Here is a 16,499-nt window from a genome sequence, read left to right on the forward strand (position 1 = left end):
CCGCGAGTCTAGTCGGCGACTGCCGGCCCGCCCTGCCCCCTAGGACGCGGCCCGCAGGACCTCGAGCTCCGCCTGGTCCAGGATGTGCCCGTCCATCTGCACCAGCACGTCGCCCAGGGTGGTCCGCGCTGTGCCGGAGATCTCCTCGTCGAGCGCGTACACCGTGTACACGTACTGGTTTCCCTCGACGCACGGCCCGCCGTAGCTCCCGGTGCCGCGGAAGCTGTCCCCGACGATCCCGCCGTCGACCATCCCGTCGTCGGCGGAGTCCAGCCCCGTGGCGGACGGGTCGATGCCGGTGACGACCCAGTGCACATAGCTCGGGTGCGCGGGATCCGTGAAGGTCACGACGAACGACCGCGTCCCGTCGGGCACACCGTCCCAGGCGAGTGCCGGGGAGCGGTTGTCCCCCGCGCAGGTGGTGCCGTAGACGCCGGTCGCCCAGGCGGGGAGCGTCCCCGCGTCGTCGAGGTCGGGGCTCGTGAGGACGAGGTCGGGGGTCTCTCCCGCGTCCGCGACCCCGGCTCCGCATCCCGCCAGGACCCCGGCCACCAGCACGACGGCCGCCGCACCTCCCCGACGTCCGCCTCTTTCTCGTCCGTCCCGGACCGTGTGCGACATGTCGCCTCCTCGCGCGTCGTTCGCGTCGGGACGTCCGAGCGCGGCATTACGCTGTTATGGCCATAACGTAGTGATGTGACCACAGCGACGTCAACGCTGCCCCTGCGCGACCGGATCCTGGCCGAGACCGTCAAGATCCTCGGCACCGAGGGGCCGGCAGCACTCACCGTGCGCCGGGTCGCTGCCCTGTCGGGATGCTCGACCATCGGGGTGTACACGCACTTCGGCAGCAAGTCCGCGCTCGTCGACGCCGCGATCATGGAGGCGTTCGCCGGACTCGACCACGCCCTGGCGCCGACCGACGAGTTCCACGGCGTCGACCGGCTCCTCCGCGGCGCGCACGCCTACCGCGACTGGGCGCTCGAGCACCCGCTGGAGTACACGGTGATGTTCGCGCCCAGCATCACCGCCAACGACGCCACAGACGCGTCCGCACAGCGTGGCGGCCTGTCGCTCGACGACCACGTCGCCCGCACGCAGGACGCCGTGGACCGCGGTGAGCTCGCCGGCGACACCGAGACGATCGCCCGCAGCATCTGGTCCCAGGTGCACGGCTGGGTCATGACGGAGATCCTGCAGGCGGGCCCGGGCCGGGTCACGCCGACGGCCGCCGCCCGCGCGGAGTTCGACGCGGGCACGCGCGCGGTGCTCGTCGGCTTCGGAGCACCCACCGCCGTCGACCGGGCGCCGACCGTGCACGCGCCCCGCCCCACCACCGTCGCACCGGCGTCGCCCTACGTCGACCTCGACCGCGACGCCTGGACCCGACTCTCCGCCTCCACCCCGCTGCCCCTCACCGACGCCGACGTCGAACGCCTGGCCGGCCTCGGTGACCCGATCGACCTCGCGGAGGTCGACGCCATCTACCGCCCGATCTCCCGGCTGCTCGACCTGCACATCGAGGCGACCCGCGGGCTGCACGCCGCGTCGAGCACGTTCCTGCGCGAGGACGTCGGCGGGACCCCGTTCGTGATCGGCGTCGCCGGCTCCGTGGCCGTCGGCAAGTCGACGACCGCACGCCTGCTGCGCGAGCTGCTGGCCCGGTGGCCCGCGACCCCGCGCGTCCAGCTGATCACCACCGACGGTTTCCTCTACCCCAACGCCGAGCTCGAGCGTCGCGGGCTGATGGAGCGCAAGGGCTTCCCCGAGTCGTACGACCGTCGGGCTCTGCTCCGGTTCGTCTCCAAGGTCAAGGCCGGTCGCCCCGAGGTCCGCGTGCCCGTCTACGACCACCTGACCTACGACATCCTCCCGGGCCGCGAGATCGTCGTGAACCGCCCCGACGTGCTCATCGTCGAGGGCCTCAACGTGCTCCAGCCCGCCCGCCCGACCGCCGAGGGCACGTCGAACCTGGCGGTGAGCGACTTCTTCGACTTCTCGATCTACGTCGACGCCCGCACGAGCGACGTGCGCCGCTGGTACGTGGACCGGTTCCTCGCGCTGCGGCAGACGGCCTTCGCGCGGCCCGAGTCGTACTTCCACCGGTACGCCGCGCTCACCGACGACGAGGCCGTGGAGCGTGCCGAGCGGATCTGGGACTCGATCAACCAGCCCAACCTCCTGCAGAACATCCTGCCCACCCGCAGCCGCGCCACCCTGGTCCTGACCAAGGACAGCGACCACGCGGTGGAGCGGGTCCGGCTGCGAAAGCTCTGAGGGGGCTCAGCCCAGCTCAGCGTTGTGCCGTGGGCTCCGCCGGGATCACGAGCCGGACCGGGTACTGCTCGCGGTCCGTCTCCACGAGCGCGTCCAGCGCGGTCGACACCGCCGGCTGCGGCGAGCCGCAGCGGTCCGTCGGCCACACCGGGCGGATGGCGCGACCGAGGGCGTCGACCAGCCAGAGGGAAGGTGCGGAGACGACCGCGCTGCTGCACGTCCCGCCGCGCTGGGCCGACGGGCGCCGCAGCGCCGCGACGAGCGGGTCCAGGTCGCCCTCGCGACGGCTCGCCGTCAGCGCCACCCACGTCCCGGCCGAGTCCTGCAGGGTTCCGCCCGGTGAGCACACCACGACGCTGACCGGGAGGAAGTCGTCCGGCACGCGGCCGGCCTCGGGGGCGTCCGCGTGCGGGGTGCCCGCGCCACCGGACGCACCGGCGGCGATCAGGCCCAGGTCGGAGAGGACCTGCGAGGAGAGGCAGTCGGCCGCGCCGACGACGACCGCGGTGGGAGCCTCGCGCGCCGCCTGCTCGTCGGGAGCGCTGCACGCGCCGAGACCCAGCAGGAGGGCAGCGGGCAGTGCGAGGCCGACGGCCCACCGCGCACGCACGCCCATCTCGCCCCCTGTCTGCCTCCACCCATGCCGGCCAACACCCCCGGGGGTGTCGTCAGGCACGGGAGCGCCGACCGCGACGTCGACACAGTCAGAGGGTAAGCACAGTCATGGGCGAAATGACACGGTGATACCGGATCGTTAGGCGGCGGGGTCGGATCGTGAGCGTCCTGTGACCGGCGCGCTCGTCTGCGGCACGGGAGCGTCCGACTCGTCGGCCACCCGGAGCGCGGGACGGTGGTGGGTGAGCTTGCGGAGGACCCAGTCGACGACCAGCCCGATCGCGAGCCCACCGATGACGCCGACGGCCACCGCGACGAGCGTGTGGTCGTGCAGCCACGCCCCGGCACCGATCCCGATCAGGGCCGAGTAGCAGCCCCAGGTGACGGCGGCGATCGCAGTCAGGCCCATGAAGCGGCGCCGGCTGTAGGCGACCGCACCGGCGGTCATGTTCACCGCGACGCGGCCGATCGGGATGTAGCGGGCGGCGATGATGAACGCCGCACCCCGGTTCTCCAGCGCGTTCTCCGCCCAGTCGACGGCCGCCTGACCCTTCGGCGACCGCAGGAACCGCAGCTCGCGCACCTTGACCTTGGTGCCGATCTGGTACGCGATCTGGTCCCCGCTCCAGGCACCGGCTGCGGCCACCAGCATGATCAGCGCCAGGTTCGGCGTGCCCTCGGCCATGGCCACCGCGGACAGCGCGATGACGATCGACTCGCTGGGCACCGGCGGGAAGAACCCGTCGATCGTGGCGAACAGATAGAGCACGACGAAGATCCACGGGGAACCTACGAGGGCCAGGGCCCACCCCTCCAGCACGTGACATCAGCTCCTGCGTCGTGCACCCGGCGGCGATCCGCCCGGTGTCGTGCCTCCACGGTAAGTCGCCGTGCCCCCCCGAGACATAGGGGTGACCCCCGGTTCATCCCTGGTGCAGCCCCTATTCATCCCTGGGTCGGACCCCGGCTCCCCCTGCAGACTGGCACTCAGTCCAGCTCGAACGCGAGCGCCCGCGCCGCCGCAGCCGGTCTCGGCTCGGCCGCCCACCGTGCACCGAACTCGTCGGTGGCCGCGAGCGAGCGCAGCTCCGCACGGTCGAGGTACAGGGTCCCGGCCAGGTGGTCGGTCTCGTGCTGGACGATCCGCGCGGACCAGCCGCCCAGGATCTCGTCGACCTCGGCTCCGCGCTCGTCGGTCCCGGTCAGGTGCACGTGGCGGGCGCGGGCGACCACGGCCTGGTAGCCCACGACGCTCAGGCACCCCTCGTAGAAGCCGACCACCTCGTCGCCCACGGGCGTGTACCGCGGGTTCACCAGCACCCGGAACGGCAGCGGTTCGCGCTCCCGGACCTGGGCGTGCTCCTCGGAGATGCTGCCCGGGTCCTCGAGCACCGCGAGCGCCACCGGCAGCCCGAGCTGCGGTGCCGCCAGCCCGACGCCCGGCGCCGCCCGCATCGTCCGGTGCATGACGTCGAGCAGCGCCGCCAGCTCCGCGTCCGACAGCTGACCGTCGTACGGCGTCGCGACGGCACGCAACGCCGGGTGCCCCGCCTGCACGATGGGCGCGACCCCGTCGGCCGACTGCGTGCCCGACTCGATGATCCAGAGCGCCACGTCCCGCAGCGCCTGGTCCCACTGCGCGCCCGACGGCACTACAGCGCCAGCCGGTGCAGGACGACGTCCGCGAGCTCGTGGGCCACCCGGTCGGCCTCCGCCTGCGTGCCCGCCTCGACCATGACCCGGACGAGGTCCTCGGTTCCCGACGAGCGCAGGAGAACCCGACCGGTGCTGCCCAGACCGGACTCGGCGGTCCGCACCGCGTCCAGGAGCGACTCGTCCGACGACGCGCGGCGCTTGTCGACGCCCGGCACGTTGACGAGGGTCTGCGGCAGCCGCCGGACGACCCCGGCGAGGTCGGCGATGGTCGTCCCCGTCTGGGCCACGCGCGCGGCCAGCTGGAGCGCGGTCAGAACACCGTCGCCGGTGGTCGCGTGCGCCGCCATGATGATGTGCCCGGACTGCTCGCCGCCGAGGGAGTACCCCCCGGCACGCATCGCCTCGAGGACGTACCGGTCGCCGACCGCGGTGTCGATCGTCACGATCCCGGCCTGCGTCATCGCGATCTTCAGGCCGAGGTTGCTCATGACGGTGGTGACCAGGGTGTCGGCCACGAGGTCGCCACGGTCGCGCATCGCGATCGCGAGGATCCCCATGATCTGGTCGCCGTCGACCAGGTTGCCCGACGCGTCGACGGCCAGGCACCGGTCGGCGTCCCCGTCGAACGCGACCCCGAGGTCCGCCTCGGACGCCACGACGGCCGCCTGCAGCTGCTCCGGGTGCGTGGAGCCGCACTTCTCGTTGATGTTGCGACCGTCGGGCGAGGCGTTGATCACGACGACGTCGGCACCGGCCGCGCGCAGCGTCGCGGGACCGACCTCGCTCGCCGCACCGTTCGCGCAGTCGACCGCGATGCGCAGACCCGTCAGCGGGACGTCGATGGTCCCGACGAGGTGCTCGATGTACTGCTCACCGGCCCGGCCGGTGTCGACGCGGATGCGCCCGACGTCGCCGCCGAGCGGCCTCTCCCAGTGCTCGCCCATGCGCGCCTCGATGGCGGCCTCGAGCTCGTCATCGAGCTTGTGCCCGCCCTTGGCCAGGAACTTGATGCCGTTGTCGGGCATCGGGTTGTGCGACGCCGAGAGCACCACGCCGATGTCGACGCCGAGGGCGGCGGTCAGGAACGCGACCGCGGGCGTCGGCAGCACCCCGACGTTGTTGACGTCCACGCCCGCCGAGGCGAGCCCGGCCGACACGGCGGCCGCGAGGAACTCCCCCGACGCGCGGCTGTCACGTCCGACGATCGCCCGCGGCCGGTGCCCGTCGAACTGTCCCAGCGAGCCGAGGACGTGCGCGGCCGCGACCGAGAGGTCGAGCGCGAGCTCGGCGGTGACGTCCTTGTTGGCGAGCCCACGCACGCCGTCGGTCCCGAACAGTCGGCCCATGGTCAGACTCCTTCGTCCTGCGGCGACGACGATGTCGGCACACGCCCCTCGCTGATGGTTGCAGACGTGCCGATGGCCCTGCTGGTCGCGAGACCAGCAGGGCCATCGGGCCGAGGCGCGAGGATCAGCGCTTCGAGTACTGCGGAGCCTTGCGGGCCTTCTTGAGACCGGCCTTCTTGCGCTCCACGACGCGGGCGTCGCGGGTCAGGAAGCCGGCCTTCTTCAGGGCCGGGCGGTTGTGCTCCTCGTCGATCGCGTTCAGCGCACGGGCGATGCCCAGGCGCAGCGCACCGGCCTGGCCGCTCACGCCACCGCCGGTGATGCGGGCGACGACGTCGAAACGACCCTCGACGTCGACCAGCTTGAACGGGGAGTTCACGAGCTGCTGGTGCACCTTGTTCGGGAAGTAGTCCTCGAGCGTGCGCCCGTTGACCTTCCACTGACCGGTGCCGGGGACCAGGCGCACGCGCGCGATGGCCTCCTTGCGACGGCCGAGCGCGTTCGCCGGTGCCGTGATGCTCTGACCGCGCCCCGTGGGGGCAACCGTCTCGGAGGTGTAGCTGGTGGGGGTGTCATCGCCCTCGAGGTCGATGTCGACCGTGGTCTCTGCCACTGGTGTCCTCGCGTCCTTGTTCTCTGTACTCAGCCGGCTCACGCCTGCTGAGAGACCTGGGTGATCTCGAAGGGCTTCGGCTGCTGCGCCGCGTGCGGGTGCTCCGCACCGGCGTAGACCTTGAGCTTGGTGAGCTGCTGACGCGCGAGCGAGCTCTTGGGGAGCATGCCGCGGACAGCCTTCTCGATCGCGCGCTCGGGGTGCTTCTCCAGGAGGTCGGAGTAGGCCACGGCGCGCAGGCCACCCGGGTATCCGGAGTGGCGGTACGCGAGCTTGTTCTCGCGCTTGTTGCCGGTCAGTGCCACCTTGCTCGCGTTGATGACGATGACGAAGTCACCGCCGTCGACGTGGGGAGCAAAGGTTGCCTTGTGCTTGCCGCGCAGCAACGTGGCCACATGTGTGGCCAGGCGACCCAGGACGACATCGTTCGCGTCGATGATGTGCCAGGTCCGCTCGACGTCGCCGGGCTTCGGGGTGTACGTGCGCACGGTCGTCAGCCTTCGTTTCGTTGCGAATCTTGTCGCGGCGGGACGTCGCAGGGTGCGGGTCCGCCGATGAATGCTCTCGTCGGCATCCAGGCGGCGAGCGGGAACGCACCGGCCCTGCCGTTCTGGCTCGGTGCTGCGTGCTGAGAGGGCACGAGCAGCCGCCGGAACGGGGACGCACAACGACTCACCAGATTACCTGGCTCTGCACCGAGGGGTCAAAACGCGGAACTCGGGGTCATCCCGCGGAAGGTGGCCCGTGGCGACGGACGGGCCGCAGAGCCGCCGACGCAGCCCGCACCACCCGTTCCGTGAGGTCGTCGAGGGTCGGGGTGCGCAGCGCCCAGTGCTGCCAGTAGAGCGGTACGTCCAGGGATCGACCGGCCCGGATCTCGACGAGCGCGCCGGCCGCGATCAGCGGGGCGGCCGCGACCTCCGGCACCATCCCCCACCCGAGCCCCGCCTCGACGAGACCCACGAACGCCGACTGCGACGGCACGTAGTGCACGTTCGGCGTCACCGTGCGACGCCCCACGACGGACGCCACGAAGCGTTCCTGCAGGCCGTCCTCCCTGTTGAACGCCAGCAGCGGCGCCGCGGCGAAGACCTCCGCACCCAGACCGTCGGCGAACCAGCGGTCCCGCCGGTCGGGTGCCGCGACCGCCAGGTAGCGCATGGCACCGAGGCGCCGGACCCGGCAGCCCTGCACGGCGCGCGGGTCGGCGGTGACCGCGGCCATCACGGTGCCGTCGCGCAGCAGGTCGGCCGACAGCTCCTGGTCCTCGCGCCGCAGGTCGAGCAGGACGTCGGGGGGCAGGTCCGCGACGGCGGCCGGGAACCAGGTGGACATCGAGTCGTCGTTGACGGCGACGGGGAGCCGGCGCGACGACGGTGCGGCGCGCGGACCTCCGGGAGCGGGGACCAGCTGCGCCATCGCGTCCCGGCCGAGCAGCTCCATCTGGCCCGCCAGCCGGACGAGCACCTCGCCGTCGTCGGTGGGCCGGCAGGGACGCGTCCGGAGCACCAGCACGCGTCCCACCTGCTGCTCCAGCGCCTTGATGCGCTGGCTGACGGCCGACGGCGTGACGTGCAGACGCTGCGCTGCCGCGTCGAAGCTGCCCTCGTGGACGACCGCCGCGAGGGCGCTGAGCTGATCGACGTCGAAGGCCACATGAATGATCCTAATGGTTGTCCAGGATCTTGATCTGGACTACAGGTCCTGCTCGGCCTAGCGTCGTCCCCATGCCCGCTGCCGCCCTCTCGGGCTACCTCACCGCGCTCTCCCTGATCATCGCCATCGGGGCGCAGAACGCTTTCGTGCTGCGCCAGGGCATCCGTCGCGAGCACGTCCTGCCCGTCGTGGCGGTCTGCGCCGTGGCGGACGCGCTGCTGATCGCCGCCGGGATCGCCGGGCTGGGCGCGCTGGTGACGAACAACCCCGCGGTGCTCACCGTGACCAGGTACGCGGGCGCGGCGTTCCTCCTGGTGCTCGCCGTCGGGGCAGCACTGCGCGCCCGTCGCCCGGAACGTCTCGACCCCGCGACCGAGGGGCCCGCTTCCCTCGGGGCGGTGCTGACCACGTGCCTGGCGCTCACGTTCCTCAACCCGCACGTCTACCTCGACACCGTCGTGCTGCTGGGCTCGCTGGCCCACCAGCACGACCCGGGCGCGTGGGTCTTCGGGGCCGGCGCCGTGCTCGCGAGCATCACCTGGTTCGCCGCCCTCGGGTTCGGTGCGGCCTACCTGCGTCCCGTCTTCGCCCGGCCCCGTGCCTGGCAGGTGCTCGACATCGTCATCGCGGTCGTGATGGCGACGCTCGCCGTCACGCTGCTGGTCTGAGGATCAGCGCACGCGGTCGACGCGCCCCGCGTCCCAGACGGGCTCCGGCGTCTCGACGACCTCCCCGTCCGCGCCGAACACCAGGTACCGGTCGAACGTGCGGGTGAACCACCGGTCGTGCGTGACCGCCAGGACCGTGCCCTCGAACGCGGCCAGCCCGGTCTCGAGCGCCTCGGCGGAGTGCAGGTCGAGGTTGTCCGTCGGCTCGTCGAGCAGCAGCAGCGTCGCTCCCCCGAGCTCCAGCAGCAGGATCTGCAAGCGCGCCTGCTGGCCTCCGGAGAGCGTCTCGTAGCGCTGCTCGGCCGCACCGACCAGCTCGTACCGGTCGAGCGCCTTGCTGGCCTGCTCCCGGCCGAGACCCGCGCGGTGCCCCTCGCCGCGGTGCAGGATCTCGAGCAGCGTCCGGCCCACGAGCTCGGGGTGCCCGTGGTTCTGCGCGAACCAGCCCGGCCGCACGCGCGGGCCGAGGACGACCCGGCCCGTGTGCGTCACCGGAGCGACCGGGAGGTCGTCGGCAGGCGCGTGCTCGGGGCCCGGGTCGCTGCCGCCGGCCGCCAGGAGACGCAGGAAGTGCGACTTCCCCGACCCGTTGGAGCCCAGCACGGCGACGCGCTCGCCGAACCAGACCTCCAGGTCGAACGGCTTCATCAGTCCCGTGAGCTCGAGACCGGTCGCGACGATCGCGCGCTTGGCCGTCCGTCCGCCGCGCAGCCGCACCCGGACGTTCTGCTCGCGCGCCAGCAGGGTCGGCGGCCCCGCCTCCTCGAACTTGCGCAGCCGTGTCTGCGCGGCGGAGTACCGCGACGCGAGCCCGTCGTTGAACGCGGCCTTCGTCTTGAGCGTCAGCACCAGCTCCTTGAGCTTGGCGTGCTCCTCCTCCCACCGCCGCAGCAGCTCCTCCAGCCGCGAGCGCCGGTCCTCGCGCGCCTGGTGGTACGTCGCGAAACCGCCACCGTGCACCCAGACCGCGGCACCGTTGACGCCGGGCTCCAGCGTCGCCACCTGCGTCGCGACCCGGGCGAGCATCTCCCGGTCGTGGCTGACGAAGAGCACGGTCTTGTTCGACGCGCGCAGCTTGTCCTCCAGCCAGCGCTTCGTCGGCACGTCCAGGGCGTTGTCGGGCTCGTCGAGCAGCAGGACCTCGTCGGGACCGCGCAGCAGCGCCTCCAGGACGAGGCGCTTCTGCTCGCCGCCGGACAGCGTGCGCACCTCCCGGTGCTGCGCCGCGTCGAACGGGATGGACAGCACCGCGTCGGTGACGCGGTCCCAGCCCGCCTCCGCCTCGTAGCCGCCCACGTCGGCCCAGTCCACGAGAGCCTGCGCGTACCGCATCTGCGCGGGCTCGTCGTCGACCTCCATGATCAGCAGCTCCGCCGCCGCGAGCTCCACGGCGGCATCGCGGACGGCCGGCGACGCCAGGGACGCCAGCAGGTCCCGGATCGAGCGGTCGTCGTCGATGCGGCCGATGTCCTGCCGCATGATCCCCAGCCCACCGCTGCGACCGACGGACCCGGCGTGCGGCGCCTCGTCGCCCGCGACGATCCGCAGCAGCGTCGTCTTGCCGGCTCCGTTGGGCCCGACGAGCGCGACGCGCGCACCGTCGCCCACCCGGAACGACACGTCGTCGAGGAGAGGACGACCGTCGGGCAGGAAGTACCCGATGCCGCCGATGTCGAGGTGGCCCATGCGCCCAGTCTCCCCGGCCACGGACCTGTCCGGACACCGGATTGTTCGTAGCGTCCCCCACTCCCCCTGGCGCCGGGGGGCGCGCGGTGCGAGGGTCGGACACATGAGTGAGACTCCTGGCACCAGCGCCGACCCCGAGCTCGGCAGCGAGGGCGACACCGACCAGCTGCCCAGCGAGGACACCCTGGTCGACCGCGGGGTCGACGACCTCCTCGACGAGGGCTACACCGTCCCGGACCGGCCGCGCTCGAACCACTACGGCGAGACCCCGTGGGAAGAGGCGCACCGCGAGACGATCGACCAGCGGATCGGCCAGGAGGAGCCCGAGGTCTGGGAGGCCCGGCCGCGCCCCGAGCGCGACGAGTCCCGAGCCGGTCGCCTGGTCGAGGACGACGACGCCGTCGAGGCCGGCGGCACCGACGGGTTCGCCATCGACGCGGGCTACTCGGGAGGCGCCGCGAGCGCCGAGGAGGCGGCCGTGCACCTCATCGAGGAGGAGTACGTCGACGACCGCCGTTACCGCGACGACGTCGACGAGGTCTGACCCTCAGCCGCAGCAGCTCGCGTGGAGCAGGTCGTCGGCCGCCCGTCGCGCCCGCGTCTGCACCGCCCGCGCGCCCAGCTCCTCGTCGGGCGGGTAGCCCACCTCCTCGAGCGTGAGCCCGTGGGCGGCGACGACGTGCACTCCCTCACCACGGCGCCGCGCGGCGAGGAGCTCCGCCGGCCAGCCCGACCCGCGACGCCCCTCCCCCACGGCCAGGCTCGCGCCGACGAGCGACCGCACCATCGAGTGGCAGAACGCGTCCGCCTGCACCGTGGCGACCACCAGGCCCGCATCGGGACCGTCGACGGGGCGTGACCACGCGAACGCCTCGAGCGTGCGGATCGTCGTCGCACCCTGCCGCGGCTTGCAGTACGACGCGAAGTCGTGGCGTCCCACCAGGGGCCGCGCCGCGGACGCCATGGCGTCGACGTCCAGCCCCCGGCGGTGCCACAGCACGTGCGTGCGGGAGAGCGGGTCGCGCCGGGCCGCGTCGTCGCAGATCCGGTACGTGTAGCGGCGACGCAGCGCGGAGAACCGGGCGTCGAACCCCTCGGCCGCCCGTGTCAGGGTGTGCACGACCAGGTCCGACGGCAGGATGCCGCCGAGCCGGGTCAGCAGCACCTCGTCGACCGGGCGCGACGACCGGCCGCTGCTCTTCTCGATGAGACCCGCGGGGATGTCGACGTGCGCCACCTGGCCGCGCGCGTGGACGCCCGAGTCCGTGCGACCGGCCACGGTCACGCGCGGCGGCCCGTCGGTCCGCAGGACGGTGCCCAGGGCGGCCTCCAGCACCCCCTGGACGGTCCGCAGGCCCGGCTGGATCGCCCAGCCCGCAAAGCCGGTGCCGTCGTAGGCCAGCTCGAGCCGCAGCCGGACGGCGGGCTCCTGCGTCGGCACGCCCACGGGCTCGCCGTCCATGCTCTCGCTCACGGGTCCACACGGTAGTCCGCCGGCGCCCCGTCCCTGAGCGCCCGCACCGCCTCCTCGCCCCATCCCGCCCGTTCGCCCGCTCCGTCGCCTAGCGTGGGCTCCGTGCCCGACTCCGGCTCCGACCCGTTCACGCTGGCCGTCGACTGCGGCGGCGGGGGCATCAAGGCGTCGGTCCTCGACGCGGCGGGCACCCTGCACGCACCCGCGGTCCGCGTCCCGACGCCGTACCCGCTCCCACCGGAACGTCTCGTCGCCACGATCGCGGACATCGCAGCCGGCCTCCCGCCCGCCCACCGGGTGACCGTGGGGATGCCGGGAATGATCCGGCACGGCGTCGTCGTCGCGACCCCGCACTACGTGACCCGCTCCGGGCCACGGACAGCGATCGACCCTGCTCTGGTGTCCGCCTGGGCGGGCTGCGACATCCGTGCAGCCGTCGAGAGCCGGCTCGGGCTGCCCACCCTCGTCCTGAACGACGCCGAGGTGCACGGCGCCGGCGTGATCTCCGGGACCGGCGTCGAGCTCGTCCTCACCCTCGGCACCGGGCTCGGCACGGCGTTGTTCGACGGGGGTGTCCTCGCCCCGCACCTCGAGCTCTCGCACGCCCCCGTGCGCTGGGGCACCACCTACGACGCCTACATCGGGCAGGTCGAGCGCGCACGGCTCGGTGACGCGCTCTGGTCCCGACGGGTCCGCCGCGTCGTGGACGGCTTCCGCCCCGTGTTCGTCTGGGACCGGCTCTACCTCGGCGGCGGGAACGCCCGACAGGTCACGGCGACGACGCTCGCGCGGCTGGGCGACGACGTCGTGGTCGTGCCGAACCAGGCCGGCATCGTGGGCGGCGTCCGGGCGTGGTCTCTGGGCCGCTGACAGCGCCGCCGGCACACCTCGCGTCGTCCCGGCCGAGCCGGCGATCCCCCCCGTCGGTCGCGAGCGCAACGGTGGGGCGTCGCGTCCGACCTGGTCGCCGGACACGAGCGTCACGCATCGACGCGTCCGCGGATCACGTCCCGGCCGACACCGCCGACCGGGCCTCGACCTCGTCCAGCGCCTCGAGCAGCACGCGCGTGAACCGCGCCGGTTGCACCAGGCTCACCAGGTGGGTCGCACGCGGCACCACCACGAGCCGCCCGTCCCGGCAGGCCGCGAGGAACCGGCGCTCCTCCCCACGGAAGTGGTCGTACGCACCGTTGACCAGCCACACGGGCGCCTCGACGCGCGCCAGGTCCGCCACGGGGGTCGCGATCGACATCTCCCGCAGGACCTCGTTCGTCGCGTCGAGCGCGAAGCCCCCGGCACCGACGTCCTGGGCGCCGGTCGGCGGCAGCGCGAGGTCGACGAAGAACTGGTTCAGCCGGGCACCCCGGTCCGGCAACCGCGCGATCCCCTGCGCACCGACCGACCACCCCGCCACCAGGATGCGGTGCGGGCGTGTCGAGCACGACGCCGCCACCAGCCCGGCGACCTGCTGCGGGTGCCGTGCCGCGTGCCGGATCCCCACGTACCCCCCGAGCGAGAGCCCGACGACGAACGCCGACCGTCCGACCTCGTCGATCGCGTCCGCCACGGTGTCCACCGCCGCGTCCAGCGTGAACGGCTCACCGATCCGGGTCCCGTGGCCCGGCAGGTCCACCGCGACCGCGCGGTGACCCACCCGCTCCAGCGCCTCGACCTGCGCCCGCCACATCGTGCGGGAGGTCCGCAACCCGTGCACCAGGACGACCGGCAGGCTCATGAGACCGACTCTAGGCTCGCCCGCCGGGCGCTGCCCCGGGACGACGGAAGGCCCGGGACCAGTCGGTCCCGGGCCTTCCCGACGTCGCCGTCAGATCACGCCTTGTCGGCGTCATCCTTGCTCTCGGCGGGCGCGTCCTCGACGGGAGCGTCCTCCACGGGCGCGTCCTCGACGACGGCGTCCTCCACGGGCTTGTCCTCGGCCTTCTTCGCCTTCGGCGCAGCCTTCGCGGCGGCCTTGGTGGCCTCCTTCACGACGGCCTGCTTCGGGGAGAGCGGCTCGAGCACGAGCTCGATGACGGCCATCGGGGCGTTGTCGCCCTTGCGGGGGCCGATCTTGGTGATGCGCGTGTAGCCACCCTGACGCTCGGCGACAGCCGGGGCGATCTCGGTGAACAGCACGTGGACGACGGACTTGTCCTTGACGACGGTCATCACGCGGCGGCGGGCGTGCAGGTCACCACGCTTGGCGAACGTGATGAGGCGCTCGGCGAGCGGACGCAGGCGCTTGGCCTTCGTCTCGGTCGTCGTGATGCGCTTGTGCTCGAACAGCGACGTCGCGAGGTTCGCGAGGATCAGCCGCTCGTGCGCCGGTCCGCCACCGAGCCGGGGACCCTTGGTGGGCGTAGGCATGGTCTTTACTCCTTGAGTTCCAGTGATGGGCTGTGACGGTCAGCCGTCAGGCCGACCGTCTACGTCCCCGGCGTCAGTACTGCTCGTCCTCGACGAAGTCGCCCTCGTCGTCGCCGTAGTAGGCGCCGGCGGCGGACGGGTCGAAGTCGAGCGGGCTGTCCTTGAGCGTCAGGCCGAGCTCGGCGAGCTTCTCCTTGACCTCCGTGATGGACTTCGCACCGAAGTTGCGGATGTCCAGGAGGTCCGCCTCGGACCGGGCGACGAGCTCACCCACGGAGTGGATGCCCTCGCGCTTGAGGCAGTTGTACGAGCGGATCGTGAGCTGCAGGTCCTCGATCGGCAGAGCGAGGTCCGCGGCGAGCGCAGCGTCGGTCGGCGACGGGCCGATCTCGATGCCCTCGGCCTCGATGTTCAGCTCGCGCGCCAGGCCGAAGAGCTCGACGAGGGTCTTGCCGGCGGAGGCCAGCGCATCGCGCGGGCCGATCGCCGACTTGGTCTCGACGTCGACGACCAGCTTGTCGAAGTCCGTGCGCTGCTCGACACGCGTCGCCTCGACCTTGTAGGTCACCTTGAGGACCGGCGAGTAGATCGAGTCGACCGGGATACGGCCGATCTCGGTGTCGAACGACTTGTTCTGGTTCGCCGACACGTACCCACGACCGCGCTCGACGGTCAGCTCGATCTCGAGCTTCCCCTTGTCGTTGAGCGTGGCGAGGTGCAGGTCCGGGTTGTGCACCTCGACACCGGCCGGCGGCACGATGTCTGCGGCGCTGACCTCACCGGCACCCTGCTTGCGCAGGTACATCACGACGGGCTCGTCGTTCTCCGAGGAGACGACCAGCTGCTTGATGTTGAGGATGATCTCGGTGACGTCCTCCTTGACGCCCGGCACGGTGGAGAACTCGTGCAGCACGCCGTCGATCCGGATGGACGTGACGGCGGCACCGGGGATGGAGGACAGCAGCGTCCGGCGGAGCGAGTTGCCGAGCGTGTAGCCGAAACCCGGCTCCAGCGGCTCGATGGAGAACCGCGACCGGTTCTCCGAGATGACCTCTTCGGTCAGGGTGGGGCGCTGTGCAATCAGCACGGTGTATTTCCTCTCAGCGGGCGTCCGCCATATGACGCTGCGCAGTACTACGGGTCGGCCTGGTCTCGGTCCACCTGGTCGACGTAAGGATGTCCGGGTCGGTGCGCGACGTGCGGTCGCGCACCGACCCGTACGAAAGCAGGGTCAGACGCGACGGCGCTTCGGTGGACGGCAGCCGTTGTGCGCCTGGGGCGTCACGTCCTGGATCGAGCCGACCTCGAGGCCGGTCGCCTGCAGCGAACGGATCGCGGTCTCACGGCCGGAGCCGGGGCCCTTGACGAAGACGTCGACCTTCTTCATGCCGTGCTCCTGGGCGCGACGAGCGGCCGCCTCGGCGGCGAGCTGCGCCGCGAAGGGGGTCGACTTGCGCGAACCCTTGAAGCCCACCTGGCCCGACGAGGCCGACGCGATGACGGCGCCGGTCGGGTCGGTGATGGAGATGATCGTGTTGTTGAACGTGCTCTTGATGTGCGCCTGGCCGTGGGAGACGTTCTTCTTCTCCTTGCGGCGCGGCTTGCGCACGGCGGAACGGGTCTTGGGAGGCATTCTCTTCTTCTCTCGAGGTCTGATCGGCGTGCCCTGGCGCGTGGCGCCTGGGGCGGAGGGCTACTTGCGCCCGGCCTTCTTCTTGCCGGCGACGGTGCGCTTCGGACCCTTGCGGGTACGCGCGTTGGTCTTGGTGCGCTGACCGCGCACCGGAAGGCCACGGCGGTGGCGCAGGCCCTCGTAGCAGCCGATCTCGACCTTGCGGCGGATGTCCGCAGCGACCTCACGGCGAAGGTCACCCTCGAGCTTGTAGCTCGTCTCGAGGAAGTCACGCAGCGCGACGAGCTCGGCGTCGCCGAGGTCCTTCACGCGCAGGTCCGGGCTGATGCCGGTCGCGGCCAGAGTTGCCTGGGCGCGGGTACGGCCGACCCCGTAGATGTAGGTGAGCGCGATCTCGAGCCGCTTCTCGCGGGGGAGGTCGACGCCGATAAGACGTGCCATGTGCCTGGTGGCTCCTGAACTGCTTCGGAGGTCTGCCGCACTGCCCTCCCGCGTGCTGCGGGCCCCG

General features: G+C 72.2%; 19 protein-coding genes and 1 pseudogene. 5 read left to right on the top strand and 15 right to left on the bottom strand.

Going from position 1 to position 16,499, the window contains the following annotated elements; genetic code table 11:
* Positions 1–39: 39 nt before the first annotated feature.
* Positions 40–621 carry a YbhB/YbcL family Raf kinase inhibitor-like protein gene (locus ASF78_RS06300; RefSeq protein ID WP_082494820.1) on the bottom strand — a complete coding sequence of 194 codons (582 nt, stop codon included), beginning with the start codon at positions 619–621 and terminating at the stop codon, positions 40–42.
* 75 nt (positions 622–696) lie between these two features.
* Here ASF78_RS06300 and ASF78_RS22940 point away from each other — a divergent pair.
* Positions 697–1,191, top strand: a pseudogene (locus ASF78_RS22940) (TetR/AcrR family transcriptional regulator); the annotation flags it as partial.
* Positions 1,192–1,314: 123 nt separating this feature from the next.
* Positions 1,315–2,277, top strand: coding sequence for a type I pantothenate kinase (coaA, locus tag ASF78_RS22945; protein WP_056588255.1), 963 nt, complete (start codon positions 1,315–1,317; stop codon positions 2,275–2,277).
* Between the two features lie 16 nt (positions 2,278–2,293).
* On the opposite strand, the gene ASF78_RS06310 is transcribed toward coaA, so the two are convergent.
* From ASF78_RS06310 to ASF78_RS06340, 7 genes are all read right to left on the bottom strand, one after another.
* The gene (locus tag ASF78_RS06310) at positions 2,294–2,893 is read right to left on the bottom strand and encodes a hypothetical protein (protein WP_056585822.1); all 600 of its coding nucleotides are present in this window, start codon (positions 2,891–2,893) and stop codon (positions 2,294–2,296) included.
* A gap of 138 nt (positions 2,894–3,031) precedes the next feature.
* Positions 3,032–3,712, bottom strand: a complete 681-nt coding sequence (locus ASF78_RS06315) for a DedA family protein (RefSeq protein ID WP_235518415.1) — start codon at positions 3,710–3,712, stop codon at positions 3,032–3,034.
* Positions 3,713–3,879: 167 nt separating this feature from the next.
* On the bottom strand, positions 3,880–4,506 hold the full coding sequence (locus ASF78_RS06320; RefSeq protein ID WP_235518416.1) for a peptide deformylase: 627 nt from the start codon (positions 4,504–4,506) through the stop codon (positions 3,880–3,882).
* 38 nt (positions 4,507–4,544) lie between these two features.
* A complete protein-coding gene (gene glmM / locus ASF78_RS06325) occupies positions 4,545–5,894 on the bottom strand; it encodes a phosphoglucosamine mutase (protein ID WP_056585826.1) in 1,350 nt (449 codons plus the stop codon).
* Between the two features lie 124 nt (positions 5,895–6,018).
* Positions 6,019–6,507: a 30S ribosomal protein S9 gene (gene rpsI, locus ASF78_RS06330; protein ID WP_055912205.1), complete on the bottom strand. Its 489-nt coding sequence runs from the start codon at positions 6,505–6,507 to the stop codon at positions 6,019–6,021.
* Between the two features lie 38 nt (positions 6,508–6,545).
* The gene (gene rplM, locus ASF78_RS06335) at positions 6,546–6,995 is read right to left on the bottom strand and encodes a 50S ribosomal protein L13 (RefSeq protein ID WP_055912203.1); all 450 of its coding nucleotides are present in this window, start codon (positions 6,993–6,995) and stop codon (positions 6,546–6,548) included.
* A 235-nt stretch (positions 6,996–7,230) separates the two neighbouring features.
* Positions 7,231–8,163, bottom strand: coding sequence for a LysR family transcriptional regulator ArgP (locus ASF78_RS06340; RefSeq protein WP_056585828.1), 933 nt, complete (start codon positions 8,161–8,163; stop codon positions 7,231–7,233).
* Between the two features lie 71 nt (positions 8,164–8,234).
* Here ASF78_RS06340 and ASF78_RS06345 point away from each other — a divergent pair, with 71 nt between their 5' ends.
* Positions 8,235–8,831 (top strand): LysE/ArgO family amino acid transporter, encoded by a 597-nt coding sequence (locus ASF78_RS06345; RefSeq protein WP_056585829.1) that lies wholly within the window; start codon positions 8,235–8,237, stop codon positions 8,829–8,831.
* Positions 8,832–8,834: 3 nt separating this feature from the next.
* On the opposite strand, the gene ASF78_RS06350 is transcribed toward ASF78_RS06345, so the two are convergent.
* The gene (locus tag ASF78_RS06350) at positions 8,835–10,517 is read right to left on the bottom strand and encodes an ABC-F family ATP-binding cassette domain-containing protein (protein WP_056585832.1); all 1,683 of its coding nucleotides are present in this window, start codon (positions 10,515–10,517) and stop codon (positions 8,835–8,837) included.
* A gap of 103 nt (positions 10,518–10,620) precedes the next feature.
* Between ASF78_RS06350 and ASF78_RS06355 the strand changes: the two genes are divergently transcribed.
* Positions 10,621–11,061, top strand: a complete 441-nt coding sequence (locus tag ASF78_RS06355; RefSeq protein ID WP_056585834.1) for a DUF5709 domain-containing protein — start codon at positions 10,621–10,623, stop codon at positions 11,059–11,061.
* 3 nt (positions 11,062–11,064) lie between these two features.
* On the opposite strand, the gene truA is transcribed toward ASF78_RS06355, so the two are convergent.
* Positions 11,065–11,979: a tRNA pseudouridine(38-40) synthase TruA gene (gene truA / locus ASF78_RS06360; RefSeq protein ID WP_056585835.1), complete on the bottom strand. Its 915-nt coding sequence runs from the start codon at positions 11,977–11,979 to the stop codon at positions 11,065–11,067.
* A gap of 114 nt (positions 11,980–12,093) precedes the next feature.
* Between truA and ASF78_RS06365 the strand changes: the two genes are divergently transcribed.
* Positions 12,094–12,861 (top strand): ROK family protein, encoded by a 768-nt coding sequence (locus ASF78_RS06365; protein ID WP_056588260.1) that lies wholly within the window; start codon positions 12,094–12,096, stop codon positions 12,859–12,861.
* Between the two features lie 133 nt (positions 12,862–12,994).
* Here ASF78_RS06365 and ASF78_RS06370 read toward each other — a convergent pair whose 3' ends face one another.
* The 5 genes from ASF78_RS06370 to rpsM all read right to left on the bottom strand — a co-directional run bounded on the left by ASF78_RS06370 (position 12,995) and on the right by rpsM (position 16,432).
* Positions 12,995–13,726 carry an alpha/beta fold hydrolase gene (locus tag ASF78_RS06370; RefSeq protein ID WP_056585837.1) on the bottom strand — a complete coding sequence of 244 codons (732 nt, stop codon included), beginning with the start codon at positions 13,724–13,726 and terminating at the stop codon, positions 12,995–12,997.
* 95 nt (positions 13,727–13,821) lie between these two features.
* Entirely contained in the window at positions 13,822–14,358 is a 537-nt protein-coding gene (gene rplQ, locus ASF78_RS06375; protein ID WP_056585839.1) for a 50S ribosomal protein L17, read from the bottom strand.
* A 73-nt stretch (positions 14,359–14,431) separates the two neighbouring features.
* The gene (locus ASF78_RS06380; RefSeq protein WP_055912188.1) at positions 14,432–15,445 is read right to left on the bottom strand and encodes a DNA-directed RNA polymerase subunit alpha; all 1,014 of its coding nucleotides are present in this window, start codon (positions 15,443–15,445) and stop codon (positions 14,432–14,434) included.
* 144 nt (positions 15,446–15,589) lie between these two features.
* Positions 15,590–15,991, bottom strand: coding sequence for a 30S ribosomal protein S11 (gene rpsK / locus ASF78_RS06385; RefSeq protein ID WP_055912186.1), 402 nt, complete (start codon positions 15,989–15,991; stop codon positions 15,590–15,592).
* Between the two features lie 60 nt (positions 15,992–16,051).
* Positions 16,052–16,432: a 30S ribosomal protein S13 gene (gene rpsM / locus ASF78_RS06390; RefSeq protein WP_056023447.1), complete on the bottom strand. Its 381-nt coding sequence runs from the start codon at positions 16,430–16,432 to the stop codon at positions 16,052–16,054.
* Positions 16,433–16,499 lie beyond the last annotated feature (67 nt).

Source organism: Cellulomonas sp. Leaf334, assembly GCF_001424195.1.
GTDB lineage: Bacteria > Actinomycetota > Actinomycetes > Actinomycetales > Cellulomonadaceae > Cellulomonas.

Excerpts from the sequence above, each read along its gene's own strand:
- ASF78_RS06300 (WP_082494820.1), bottom strand. The coding sequence starts at position 621 with ATGTCGCACACGGTCCGGGACGGACGAGAAAGAGGCGGACGTCGGGGA.
- rpsM (WP_056023447.1), bottom strand. The coding sequence starts at position 16,432 with ATGGCACGTCTTATCGGCGTCGACCTCCCCCGCGAGAAGCGGCTCGAG.
- rpsK (WP_055912186.1), bottom strand. The coding sequence starts at position 15,991 with ATGCCTCCCAAGACCCGTTCCGCCGTGCGCAAGCCGCGCCGCAAGGAG.
- glmM (WP_056585826.1), bottom strand. The coding sequence starts at position 5,894 with ATGGGCCGACTGTTCGGGACCGACGGCGTGCGTGGGCTCGCCAACAAG.
- ASF78_RS06355 (WP_056585834.1), top strand. The coding sequence starts at position 10,621 with ATGAGTGAGACTCCTGGCACCAGCGCCGACCCCGAGCTCGGCAGCGAG.
- truA (WP_056585835.1), bottom strand. The coding sequence starts at position 11,979 with ATGGACGGCGAGCCCGTGGGCGTGCCGACGCAGGAGCCCGCCGTCCGG.
- ASF78_RS06370 (WP_056585837.1), bottom strand. The coding sequence starts at position 13,726 with ATGAGCCTGCCGGTCGTCCTGGTGCACGGGTTGCGGACCTCCCGCACG.
- rplQ (WP_056585839.1), bottom strand. The coding sequence starts at position 14,358 with ATGCCTACGCCCACCAAGGGTCCCCGGCTCGGTGGCGGACCGGCGCAC.
- ASF78_RS06310 (WP_056585822.1), bottom strand. The coding sequence starts at position 2,893 with ATGGGCGTGCGTGCGCGGTGGGCCGTCGGCCTCGCACTGCCCGCTGCC.
- ASF78_RS06350 (WP_056585832.1), bottom strand. The coding sequence starts at position 10,517 with ATGGGCCACCTCGACATCGGCGGCATCGGGTACTTCCTGCCCGACGGT.
- ASF78_RS06345 (WP_056585829.1), top strand. The coding sequence starts at position 8,235 with ATGCCCGCTGCCGCCCTCTCGGGCTACCTCACCGCGCTCTCCCTGATC.